Source organism: Massilia soli (assembly GCF_016809835.1).
Taxonomy (GTDB): domain Bacteria; phylum Pseudomonadota; class Gammaproteobacteria; order Burkholderiales; family Burkholderiaceae_D; genus Telluria_A; species Telluria_A soli.
The window spans coordinates 952,663-963,645 of record NZ_JAFBIL020000001.1 but is presented as its reverse complement, the minus strand read 5'-3'; the positions used below and the strand labels follow the sequence as shown (position 1 = coordinate 963,645).

Below are 10,983 nucleotides of genomic sequence, written 5' to 3'. Positions count from 1 at the left end.
TAAGTAATCAGTGACCGAAGTCACTGGCACCTTCATCAAACGCCCACACTTATCGACTGTTAATTTTTAAAGAACTTGTTCTGTATTTCTTACTTGCTACTTGTCGACAAAGCGTTGTGTTTGTCAGCAGCAGAGAAGAGAGATTATGCAGCGTTTCGCAATTTTCGTCAACTTCTTTTTTCCTACTTTCCCCTCTCAAAACAGCAGCAATTCAGCGTCGCTTTCAGCGGGGAGGCGAACTATAGCAAAGGTCCTCGCCCCTTGGCAAGGCCCTCCCGGTTAAAATGTCGGCTTTCCTGTCTCACCGCCCGCCATGACCATCCTGCTGTCCACCCTGAACGCCCGCTACACCCATGCTTCCCTCGGGTTGCGCTATCTATTGGCGAACATGGGTCCGCTCAAGGAGCAGACGCATATCCACGAGTTCGTCATCGGCGCGAAGACCACCGACGTCGTCGAAAAGCTGCTGTCGTACGAACCCAAGGTAATCGGGTTCGGCGTCTATATATGGAACGTCGACGAAACCACCAAAGTGGTCGCCATGCTCAAACGGGTGGCGCCGCACGTGTCGATTGTGCTGGGCGGCCCGGAAGTCTCGTTCGAGCCCGGCGAACAAGCCATCGTCCAGCTGGCCGACTACCTGGTCACCGGCTGGGGCGACGTCACCTTCCCCAAGCTGTGCGGCGAGATTATCAACGGCCCGAAGCCGATCATGAAGATACACGCCGGCGCCCAGCCGCCGCTGGCCGAGATCGCGATGCCGTACGACCTGTATTCGGACGATGACATCGCCAACCGCACCTTATATGTGGAGGCATCGCGCGGATGCCCGTTCAAGTGCGAATTCTGCCTGTCATCGCTGGATAAGACCGCCTGGCCGTTCCAGCTCGACGCTTTCCTGGCCGAGATGGAATCCCTGCATGCGCGCGGCGCCCGCCTGTTCAAGTTCGTCGACCGCACCTTCAACCTGAATATCAAGACCAGCCTGAAGATCATGCAGTTCTTCCTCGATAAGCTGGAAGCGAACCCGGACGACCCGGTCTACGCTCACTTCGAACTGGTCCCAGACCACCTCCCAGAGGCGCTGAAGGAAACGATCGCCAAATTCCCGGCCGGCGCGCTGCAGTTCGAAATCGGCATCCAGAGCTTCAACCCCGAAGTACAGGCGCTGGTCAGCCGCCGCCAGGACAACGCCAAGGCCGCCGACAACATCCGCTGGCTATGCACCCAGTCGCACGCCCACCTGCACGTCGACCTGATCGCCGGCCTGCCCGGTGAAGACGTCGCCAGTTTCGCGCGCGGCTTCGACCAGCTGGTCGCGCTCAAACCGCATGAAATTCAGTTCGGCATCCTCAAGCGGCTGCGCGGTACGCCGATCATCCGCCACACCGAGGCCTTTGGCATGGTGTTCGACCCGTACGCGCCTTACACCATCCTCGCCACCAACCTGATCGACTTCCCGACCATGCAGCGGCTGGTGCGTTTCGCCCGCTACTGGGACCTGGTCGCCAACTCCGGCCGCTTCGCCAATACGATCGAGCACATGCTGGGCGCCCGGCCGTTCGAGAACTTCATGGCATTCTCCGACTGGATCTACACGAAGACCGACGCAACCCACCGCATCGCCCTCGAACGCCTGGCCAAGCTGGTCGCGGAGTGGCTGCACGTCACCGGCATGGGCAAGGCGGAGGCGACCGCGCTGGTCGCCAGCGATTACGCCGGCCGGGTCGATGCGCCGGCGGAGAAACAGGCATCCGCAATCGTCGCCCCGATTCGCCAGGCTCGCCATCTTGCAGCCTGAACACTGTAGAGAACAGCGGTAGCAGGAAGGCCGAAAGTCTTTTACACTGCCGCAATGCCAATTGAAAATGCGCCAACATTAACCATCAGCCACTCCACCGGTGACGCGGCGCAGTCCGTCGTTGCCACAGGGATCTGGCAAGTGCATGCATTGGCGCAGTGCGGCGCGATCAAAAAGATCACCGCCACCCTCAAGTCGCTCGATAATCAGCCCGGCCTTGATTGGGACCTCTCGACCGTCACCAGCCTCGACCATATCGGCGCCCAGATGTTCTGGAACGCCTGGGGCAAGAAGCGCCCGGCATCGCTGAAGCTGGCGGGGCAGCAGGAAGAACTTTTCAAGCGCCTGGAGGCGGCCAACGAACTGAAGCTGCCGCGTACGCGCCGCAGCCACCTGAACTGGGTGATGGTGCTGGGCTTCGGCATCCTGTCGTTCTTCGAGCACATGCACGGTTTTATCCGGCTGATCGGCCAGGTCGTCCAGGATATCGGCCGCTTTATCCGCCATCCGCGCACAGGGCCGTGGCGCGAAATCTCGGCCAATATTTTCCACTCCGGCTTCCAGGCGCTTGGCATCACGGCGCTGGTGGGCTTCCTGATCGGCGTGGTGCTCTCTTATCTGTCGTCGCAGCAGCTGCGGATGTTCGGCGGCGACATGTATATCGTGAATATCCTCGGGATGAGCGTGGTGCGCGAGCTGGGCCCGCTACTGGCGGCGATCCTGGTGGCTGGCCGCTCGGGCTCGTCAATCACCGCGCAGCTGGGCGTCATGCGCGTCACCGAAGAACTCGACGCGATGCTCGTCATGGGCATCTCGCACGGCTACCGCCTGATCATGCCGAAGGTCGTCGCGCTGGCGATCTCGATGCCGCTGCTGGTCGTGTGGACCGATGCCATGGCCTTGCTGGGCGGGATGGCGTCGGCGATGGTGGAGCTGAACCTGTCGCCGCGCTACTTCATCCAGAAGCTGCCCGACGCGGTGCCGCTGGCGAACTACACGATCGGCCTGATGAAAGGCACCACCTTCGGCATCCTGATCGCGCTGGTGTCGTGCCACTTCGGCCTGCGCATCAAGCCGAATACCGAAAGCCTCGGGCGCGGCACCACCACCTCCGTGGTCACGGCGATCACGGTGGTAATCCTCGCGGACGCCGTATTCGCGATTATCTTCAGCGACGTGGGATTCTGATGACCGACACCGCAACCCAGCGCCAGCCGCAACGCCTGAACATGCGCCCGCACGAGGACGTCGGCCCGCCGGTGGTCGAAATCCGCGCGCTGCGCACCCAGTTCGGCCGCACGGTGGTGCACCAGGACCTCGACCTCGATATTTACAAGGGCGAAATTCTCAGCATTGTCGGCGGGTCGGGCACCGGCAAGACGGTGCTGCTGCGCCAGATGCTCGGACTGGAGACGCCGGCACGCGGCAGCGTGCGCGTGTTCGGCGAAGACATCAGCGAAGCCGACGCGCAACAGCTGCAGCGCATGCGCAACCACTGGGGCATGCTGTTCCAGCAGGGCGCGATGTATTCGGCGCTGACGGTGTTCGACAATATCGCCCAGCCGATGCGCGAACTGCGCGCCCTGCCGGAAGACGTGATTCGCGACGCCGTGCTGCTGAAGATGGACATGGTAGGCTTGAGCGTCGGCGACGCCAACAAGATGCCGTCCGACCTGTCGGGCGGGATGATCAAGCGCGCGTCGCTGGCGCGCGCACTGGCGCTCGAACCGCAGCTGCTGTTCCTGGACGAGCCGACCGCCGGCCTCGATCCCGACCTGTCCGACGCGTTTGTGGAGCTGATCCAGTCGCTGCATCGCGAACTGGGCTTGACGGTAGTGATGGTTACCCACGACCTCGACACGTTGTTTGCGCTGTCGTCGCGGATTGCGGTGCTGGCCGAGAAACACGTAATCGCCATCGGGCCGCCGCCCGATGTGCTCAAGGTGGACCACCCGTTCATCACACAATTTTTCCTGGGCGGCCGCGGCCTGCGAGCGCTGGAAGTGCTCGACGAGCGCTGCGAAGAAGCCAACCAGACAGAGGACTAGGATATGGAAAACAGATCACATGCACTAATGACGGGCTTCTTCACCATCGCGCTGCTGGTGGCGTCGGTGATGGTCGGGCTCTGGCTAAACCGCGACAAGACCGAGTGGGTGCCTTACCAGATCGCCACCACCCAGTCGATCCCGGGCCTGAACCCGCAGGCGGCGGTGCGCTACCGCGGCCTCGAAGTGGGCAAGGTCGACGCCATCACCTTCGACCCGACCACCTCGGGCCGCATCATCATCAGCCTCGCGGTCGACCCGGAAGCGCCGGTCACCACCAGCACCTTCGCCTCGCTCGGCTACCAGGGCGTGACCGGCATCGCCTTTATCCAGCTCGACGACGACAAGACCGGCTCGCCGCTGCTCAAGACCGGCGAGGACAAGGTCGCGGTGATCCCGCTGCGCCCCGGCTTCCTCGACCAGCTTGAAAAGCGCGGCCTGGTGATCCTCGAGAAAACCGAAGAACTGATGACGCGCGCCGACAACCTGCTCAGCCCGGAAAACCAGAAGACGATGCTGGCCGCGTTCGAGAGCATCAGCAAGACCGCAGAAGCATACGGCGAGATTCCACGCCAGCTCGAGCCGACCCTGGCGCGCCTGCCGGCGCTGACCCGCCAGGCAGAACAAAGCATGGCGTCGTTCAACGAACTGTCCAGCAGCGCCACCAGCATGACGCGCAACTTCGACCAGCTGGCTACCACCCTGCAGGCGCCGGACGGCCCGATCGCGCGCCTGAACACCACCGTCGAACGGGTGGGCGGCTCGCTGGAAGCCGTCACCACCGACCTCGAACTGACAACCTTGCCGCATCTGGTATCCATGACCGACGAGGCACGCACCTCGCTGCGCGCGGTGCGCCGCACCGCCGACAGCCTGAGCGACCGCCCGCAAAGCATCCTGTTCGGCGCACCGGACGGCGCGCCGGGACCGGGCGAGCCAGGCTTCACCGCACCGACCAAATGAGGACCACCGTGAACCACACCATCAACCTGACCTTCCGCCGGCTCGTGCTGGTCATCGCCCTGGGCAGCGCAGCACTGCTGGCAGGCTGCTCGAGCACCGCCAAAAAAACCGGCAACTCCACCTACGACTTCGGCCCCGCGCCCATGCCCGTCGCCGCGCAGGCGCCCTCGCCGCTGGGCGTGCTGGTGGTGACCGACGTGACCGGGGTTGCGGCACTCGACAACGAACGCATGTTCTACCGCCTTGCCTACGCCGACCCGCTGCGCGCACGCACCTATTCGAACAGCCGCTGGGCCGGCACCCCGCTCAGCATGGTCACGCAGCGCATCAAGTCGCGCCTGTCGCAAGCCGGCGTCAAGGTGCTCACGCCCACTGACGCCGCTGCCGGCATGCCGATCCTGCGCATGGAGATGGACGACTTCACCCATACCTTCGACAGCGCCACCCAGAGCTACGGCCAGCTGACCCTGCGCGCCTCGCTGTTCCATGGCCACAAGCTGATCGACCAGCGCGTCTTCAACCAGAAGACCAATGCCGATTCGCTCGACGCTGCCGGTGGCGCGCGCGCGCTGGCCGCCGCCACTGACGCAGCCGCGGCGAACATGCTGGTCTGGCTCGACACGCTGCAGTTGCCCAAACAATGACGGAGCCTGAAGCGCCAGTGCAGCAACGCGCGTCGGCCGTATCGCGCGCCTCGCTGCTGGCCTATCTGCTGCTGATTATTTACGCCAGCTGGTTCCCGTTTTCCGGCTGGCGCGGCAGCGGCCTGTCGCCGTTCATCTTCCTCAATACCACGATGCCGCAGTACTGGACCGGCTTCGACGTGGTGGTCAACATCCTTGGCTACATCCCGCTCGGCATGCTGTTCGCGCTGGCGGCGTATCCGCGCATGCGCGGCATCTGGGCGATCGTCGTGGCCAGCCTGCTTGGCATGCTGGTGTCGGGCACCGTCGAGGCGGTGCAGACCTACCTGCCAAGCCGGGTGCCGTCCAACCTCGACTTCTTTACCAATTCGGCCGGCGCCTTCGTGGGCGCGATCATCGGCGCCTTTGGCGCGCGCACCTATCTGGACGAGAGCCGCCTGTACCGGCTGCGCCAGCGCCTGTTCGCGCAGCAGGCCAGCCTGGGCCTGGTGCTGCTGGCCCTGTGGCCGCTGGCGCAGATCTACCCACAGCCCTACTTGTTCGGCCACGGGCAAATCCTGCCGATCCTGTCGAACTGGCTGTCCCGCCTGCTCGACACCAACGTCGACCTGATCGCGCTGCTGCGCCCGGGCGCGGCGATGAGCGTGGAACAGTACTGGCTGTCGGAGACCATCATCACCGCCTGCGGCATGACTGGCGCGGTGCTGACCTTGCTGTGCATCGCGCGCCGCGGCGCCCCGCGCGCCTTGCTGGTGGCGGGCCTGCTGGTCGCCGCGCTGGTGTTCAAGGCGCTGGCCAGTTCGCTCTTCTTCACGCCCGAGAACGCGTTCGTGTGGGTGACGCCGGGCGCGCAAGGCGGCTTCCTGATCGGCCTGATCATGGTGTCGGGCCTGGCGTTCGCGCCGCACGTGGCCCAGCGCCGGCTGGCCGCGGTGACCCTTGTGCTGAGCCTGCTGGTGGTCAATACGATTCCGGTCAACCCGTACTTCAGCGCTACCCTGTCCGGCTGGGTGCAGGGCAAGTTCCTGAACTTCAATGGCGCGGCGCAGTTCCTGTCGCTGATGTGGCCGTTCTTCGCGCTATGGTTCTTGCTGCTTCCTTCGCATAAGCTCAATCGGCAGTAAGAGCGTATCATGGCGGATTGCGCATTCCGCACGACAACAAGCTGAGATCATGAGCGAACAATTCTTTCAACACCACGTTTTCTTTTGCATGAACCAGCGCGAGGACGGCCGTCCTTGCTGCGGCAAGCAAGGCGCCGAAGTAGCCCAGAAGCACGCCAAGAAACGCGTCAAGGAACTGGGCATCAATGGCCCGGGCAAGATCCGCGTCAACCAGGCAGGCTGCCTCGACCGCTGTGACGAAGGCCCGGTGCTGGTGGTTTATCCCGAAGGCACCTGGTACACCTACGTCGACACCAGCGACATCGACGACATCATCGACACCCACCTGGTCGGCGGCAAAGTCGTCGAGCGCCTCAAGATCTGAGGCGAACGGGCATGCTGAACATTCACTCGCAAAAATTCACCCTGACCGGCAAGGCCGGCACCATGGAATGCCTGCTCGACACGCCGGAAGGTCCGGCCATCGGCATCGCACTGGTTGCCCACCCGCACCCGCTGTACGGCGGGACCATGGAAAACAAGGTTACCCAGACCCTGGCGCGCACCTTCGTCACGCTCGGCTATGTGGTGGCGCGCTTCAACTTCCGCGGCGTCGGCGCCTCCGAAGGCGTGCATGACCGCGGCTTCGGCGAGACCGACGACATGGAAGTGATGCTCGACCATATGCAGCAGCGCTATCCGAACCTGCCGGTGGTGCTGTCCGGCTTCTCGTTCGGCACCTTCGTGCAGGCCACGCTGTACCAGCGCCTGCTGGAACAAGGCCGCCCGATCGAGCGCATGGTGCTGGTCGGCACCGCCGCCGGCAAATGGCCGGTGCCGGACGTGCCGCAAGACAGCATCGTGATCCATGGCGAACAAGACGAAACTATTACCCTCACACAAGTGTTCGACTGGGCCCGCCCGCTCGAAGTGCCTGTGATCGTGATTCCCGGCGCCGACCACTTCTTCCATCGCAAGCTTGGCCACATAAAAAATCTCGTCATTCAACTGTGGCGCAAGCCCGGCGCGGCCGACAGCTGAGGCTATAATTATTCGCCTCAGCAATTCTCACCTTTTTAAGTAGCAAACCATGAAAAAACTGTTCACGGCACTTGCTGCCAGCCTCATCGCCATCTCCGCTGCCCACGCGCAGTCGGTTCCTCCGCCAAGCATTGCCGCCAAGTCGTGGACCCTGCTCGACGCCAGCAGCGGCCAGATCATCGCGGCCCAGGACCAGATGGCCCGCATCGAGCCGGCCTCGCTGACCAAGATCATGACCGCCTACGTCACCTTCGGCGCGCTGCGCGACAAGAAGCTCACGCTCGACCAGATGGTCAACGTCTCGGTACGCGCCTGGAAAGTCGACGCCAGCAGCTCGAAGATGTTCATCGACCCGGCCGTCCCGGTCAGCGTCAACGACCTGCTGCACGGCCTGATGGTTCAGTCGGGCAACGACGCCGCCGTCGCGCTGGCCGAAGCGGTCGCTGGCGACGAGGGCACGTTTGTTGTGCTGATGAACCGTGAAGCGCAGCGCATGGGCCTGAAGAACACCAAGTTCGCCAATCCGCACGGCCTGCCGAGCGCCGACAACTACTCGACCGCCTACGACCTGTCGATCCTGGCGGCGCGCGTGATCGCCGATTTCCCGCAGTTCTACAAGATCGACTCGGTCAAGAGCTTCACCTACAACAAGATCACCCAGCCGAACCGCAACCGCCTGCTGTGGCTCGATTCGACCGTCGACGGCATGAAGACCGGCCACACCGACAGCTCGGGCTACTCGATGATCGCCTCGGCCAAGCGCCCGAACGGCAACTACAACCGCCGCCTGATTTCGGTGGTGGTCGGCACCAACTCGGACCAGACCCGCACCCAGGAAAGCCAGAAGCTGCTGAACTGGGGCTTCCAGAACTTCGACACCGTCAAGCTGTACTCGAAGGGCCAGGCGATCCAGACGCCGCAGGTGTTCAAAGGATCGCAGGACACCGTCAAGATTGGCTTCACCAACGATGTGATGGTGACGGTGCCGAAGGGCGTCGCCGGCAAGCTCAAGCCGGTACTCGAGCGCAAGGACCCGCTGGTCGCGCCGCTGGCCAAGAACAGCCGCGTCGGCACCTTGAAGATGATGGTCGATGGCAAGCCGCTAATGCAGCTGCCGGTGGTCGCGCTGGAAGAAGTGTCGGAAGCATCGATCTTCGGCCGGGCGTGGGATTCGATTCGCTTGATGCTCAAGTAAGCGCGCAGCACCCTGCGTTGGGCGGATGAGGCGAAGCCGCATCCGCCGTGTTGGCGCCACGTTGACGCGAGCACGGCGGATGCGGCTTTGCCTTATCCGCCCTACCAATGACAACTATTAGCTTTCAGGAAATCCACATGCCCCACCGCCTCCCCGCCGACCTCCATTGCCCGCGCATCCAGACCACGCCCGGCGGCCCGGAACTGTCGCGCATCGTCGCCGGCATGTGGCGGATGACCGAGTGGGGCATGACGGTCGACCAGCGCGTGGCCTTCATCGAACAATGCCTGGCACTGGGCGTCACCACCTTCGACCACGCCGACATTTACGGCAGCTACGGCGTCGAGGCCCTGTTCGGCGAGGCGCTGGGCCGCAAGCCGTCGCTGCGCGACCAGATGCAGCTGGTGAGCAAATGCGGCATCAAACTGGTGGCGCCGCAGCGTCCTCAGCATGCGATCCAGCACTACGACACCAGCGCCGGCCACATCATCGCCTCGGCTGAAGAATCGCTGCGCCAGCTGCAAACCGACCGCCTCGACCTGCTGCTGATCCACCGCCCCGACCCCCTGATGCATTTCGACGAGGTCGCCGAAGCGTTCAGCCTGCTGCGCAAGTCCGGCAAGGTGCTGCACTTCGGCGTGTCCAATTTCAGCCGCCACCAGTTCGACAGCCTGAACCGCCGCATCCAGCTGGCGACCAACCAGGTCGAGCTGTCGCCGCTGCACACCGCGCCGATGTTCGACGAGACCCTGGACGGCCTGCAAGACCTCGGCGTAACGCCGATGGCCTGGTCGCCGCTGGGCGGCGGCCGCCTGTTCAACGGCACCGATGCCGCAGCCGACAAGCTGCGCCTGGTGATCAAGGATATTGCCGACCACATCGGCCAGCCATTCGCCAGCGTGGTATTCGCCTGGATCATGCAGTTGCCGTCGCGTCCGATACCGCTGACCGGCAGCGGGCGCATCGAAGCGATTGCGGTGGCGGTCGCCGGCACCGGCTTCACGCTCGAGCGCGGCGACTGGTTCAAGATCTTGCGCGCGGCCCGCGGCCACGAGGTCGCCTGATGGCCGGCGGCGCGCTCAGCGCGGAGCAGAAGAAGGATTTGATGCACCGGCTGGCGCGTGTCGAGGGCCAGTTGCGCGGTGTGCAGAAATTGATCGCGCTGGCCGAGACGCCGTCCGATTGCGACGCCGTGGCCCAACAGATGTCGGCGGCGCGCAAGGCGCTCGACCGCTCGTTCGTGCAGCTGCTGGCCGGCGCCATCGTCACCCAGACCGGCAACGCCGGCGACCTGCCCGACGCGCAGGCGCGCGCCGCGCACCTGGCGGCGATGCTCGACAAGTTTGCCTGAGACCTAGTCTTCGTAGACCTTGGGCGGCGCCAGGCCGCGCCATCCCAGGTTCCAGCCTATGTTGATCAGCAAGGTGACGCTGATATACAACAGGAAGAACAGCACAAAGAAGCGCATCTGCAGCCACGCCAGCAAGCCGAGCCCGACCACGATCAGCAGCATCACCAGCTTGTTCATCGGCTGCTTGGAGCTCGGGAAGCGGATCGTCGAGACCATCAGGCCGCCGACCGACACCATCAGCAGGATGATGCCGAACGCATGCATCAGCGAATTGGCCGGGTCCGGCCACGCCACCACCACCGACGCCACGCATGCGGCACCGGCCGTGATCGGCATGCCGACGAAATAGCGCGGGTCGGTACGGCCGACGCTGACGTTAAAACGCGCCAGGCGCAGCGCGCCGCAGGCCACGAACATGAAGCAGGCGAATGCGCCGGCGCGCAGCATGGTCGGATGGTCGGCGCCGAGCGGCACGAAGCCATAGGTATAGAGCAGCAGTGCCGGCGCGCAGCCGAAATTCATGACGTCGGCGATCGAGTCGAGCTGCACGCCAAAATCGGACGAGGTGCCGGTGGCGCGCGCCACAAAACCGTCCAGCGCATCGAACACGCCGGCGAGCACCAGCAGGATTGCCGCGAGCCGGTAGTTGCCCGGGTCGCCGATATGGGAGTTATCGACCGTGATCACGATACTGCCGAAACCGCAGGCGATCGAGAGCAAAGTCACAAAGCTCGGCAACGCGAATTTAGCGCGCGCAAGGTGTTGTCGTCGTGTTCGTTTTACATTCATATTTGGCATTCTACAGGCCATGCAATTGCATGGCGCTTTGGACGACCA

Annotated in this window: 12 protein-coding genes; 11 read left to right on the top strand and 1 reads right to left on the bottom strand. The window is 63.7% G+C overall.

The annotated features are described in order from the left end of the window. The first annotated feature begins 313 nt into the window (after positions 1-313). The 11 genes from I4X03_RS04405 (at position 314) to I4X03_RS04355 (ending at position 10,146) form a co-directional block, all read left to right on the top strand. Complete coding sequence (locus I4X03_RS04405; RefSeq protein WP_223466126.1) at positions 314-1,801, top strand: B12-binding domain-containing radical SAM protein; 1,488 nt, start codon at positions 314-316, stop codon at positions 1,799-1,801. A 54-nt stretch (positions 1,802-1,855) separates the two neighbouring features. Further along, positions 1,856-2,989 carry an MlaE family ABC transporter permease gene (locus I4X03_RS04400; RefSeq protein ID WP_223466123.1) on the top strand — a complete coding sequence of 378 codons (1,134 nt, stop codon included), beginning with the start codon at positions 1,856-1,858 and terminating at the stop codon, positions 2,987-2,989. Beyond that, positions 2,989-3,849 (top strand): ABC transporter ATP-binding protein, encoded by an 861-nt coding sequence (locus tag I4X03_RS04395; protein ID WP_370660481.1) that lies wholly within the window; start codon positions 2,989-2,991, stop codon positions 3,847-3,849. The genes I4X03_RS04400 and I4X03_RS04395 overlap by 1 nt, the downstream gene beginning before the upstream one ends. A 3-nt stretch (positions 3,850-3,852) precedes the next feature. Continuing rightward, a complete protein-coding gene (locus I4X03_RS04390; RefSeq protein WP_223466121.1) occupies positions 3,853-4,812 on the top strand; it encodes an MlaD family protein in 960 nt (319 codons plus the stop codon). An 8-nt stretch (positions 4,813-4,820) separates the two neighbouring features. Further along, positions 4,821-5,456 carry an ABC-type transport auxiliary lipoprotein family protein gene (locus tag I4X03_RS04385; RefSeq protein ID WP_223466116.1) on the top strand — a complete coding sequence of 212 codons (636 nt, stop codon included), beginning with the start codon at positions 4,821-4,823 and terminating at the stop codon, positions 5,454-5,456. Next, positions 5,453-6,580, top strand: coding sequence for a VanZ family protein (locus I4X03_RS04380; protein ID WP_223466110.1), 1,128 nt, complete (start codon positions 5,453-5,455; stop codon positions 6,578-6,580). Before I4X03_RS04385 ends, I4X03_RS04380 begins: the two co-directional genes overlap by 4 nt. A 49-nt stretch (positions 6,581-6,629) precedes the next feature. After that, positions 6,630-6,944 carry a (2Fe-2S) ferredoxin domain-containing protein gene (locus I4X03_RS04375; RefSeq protein WP_223466101.1) on the top strand — a complete coding sequence of 105 codons (315 nt, stop codon included), beginning with the start codon at positions 6,630-6,632 and terminating at the stop codon, positions 6,942-6,944. A gap of 14 nt (positions 6,945-6,958) precedes the next feature. Beyond that, on the top strand, positions 6,959-7,600 hold the full coding sequence (locus I4X03_RS04370; RefSeq protein WP_223466270.1) for an alpha/beta hydrolase: 642 nt from the start codon (positions 6,959-6,961) through the stop codon (positions 7,598-7,600). A 49-nt stretch (positions 7,601-7,649) separates the two neighbouring features. Further along, entirely contained in the window at positions 7,650-8,795 is a 1,146-nt protein-coding gene (locus tag I4X03_RS04365; protein ID WP_223466099.1) for a D-alanyl-D-alanine carboxypeptidase family protein, read from the top strand. A gap of 137 nt (positions 8,796-8,932) precedes the next feature. Further along, positions 8,933-9,859, top strand: a complete 927-nt coding sequence (locus tag I4X03_RS04360; protein ID WP_223466096.1) for an aldo/keto reductase — start codon at positions 8,933-8,935, stop codon at positions 9,857-9,859. After that, a complete protein-coding gene (locus I4X03_RS04355) occupies positions 9,859-10,146 on the top strand; it encodes a metal-sensing transcriptional repressor (protein ID WP_223466094.1) in 288 nt (95 codons plus the stop codon). Before I4X03_RS04360 ends, I4X03_RS04355 begins: the two co-directional genes overlap by 1 nt. A gap of 3 nt (positions 10,147-10,149) precedes the next feature. On the opposite strand, the gene pssA is transcribed toward I4X03_RS04355, so the two are convergent. Beyond that, on the bottom strand, positions 10,150-10,935 hold the full coding sequence (pssA, locus tag I4X03_RS04350) for a CDP-diacylglycerol--serine O-phosphatidyltransferase (protein ID WP_223466086.1): 786 nt from the start codon (positions 10,933-10,935) through the stop codon (positions 10,150-10,152). Positions 10,936-10,983: the final 48 nt, after the last annotated feature.

Coding starts and splice junctions, on each gene's coding strand:
- I4X03_RS04405 (WP_223466126.1), top strand. CDS start 314: ATGACCATCCTGCTGTCCACCCTGAACGCCCGCTACACCCATGCTTCC.
- I4X03_RS04400 (WP_223466123.1), top strand. CDS start 1,856: ATGCCAATTGAAAATGCGCCAACATTAACCATCAGCCACTCCACCGGT.
- I4X03_RS04395 (WP_370660481.1), top strand. CDS start 2,989: ATGACCGACACCGCAACCCAGCGCCAGCCGCAACGCCTGAACATGCGC.
- I4X03_RS04390 (WP_223466121.1), top strand. CDS start 3,853: ATGGAAAACAGATCACATGCACTAATGACGGGCTTCTTCACCATCGCG.
- I4X03_RS04380 (WP_223466110.1), top strand. CDS start 5,453: ATGACGGAGCCTGAAGCGCCAGTGCAGCAACGCGCGTCGGCCGTATCG.
- I4X03_RS04375 (WP_223466101.1), top strand. CDS start 6,630: ATGAGCGAACAATTCTTTCAACACCACGTTTTCTTTTGCATGAACCAG.
- I4X03_RS04365 (WP_223466099.1), top strand. CDS start 7,650: ATGAAAAAACTGTTCACGGCACTTGCTGCCAGCCTCATCGCCATCTCC.
- I4X03_RS04360 (WP_223466096.1), top strand. CDS start 8,933: ATGCCCCACCGCCTCCCCGCCGACCTCCATTGCCCGCGCATCCAGACC.
- I4X03_RS04355 (WP_223466094.1), top strand. CDS start 9,859: ATGGCCGGCGGCGCGCTCAGCGCGGAGCAGAAGAAGGATTTGATGCAC.
- pssA (WP_223466086.1), bottom strand. CDS start 10,935: ATGAATGTAAAACGAACACGACGACAACACCTTGCGCGCGCTAAATTC.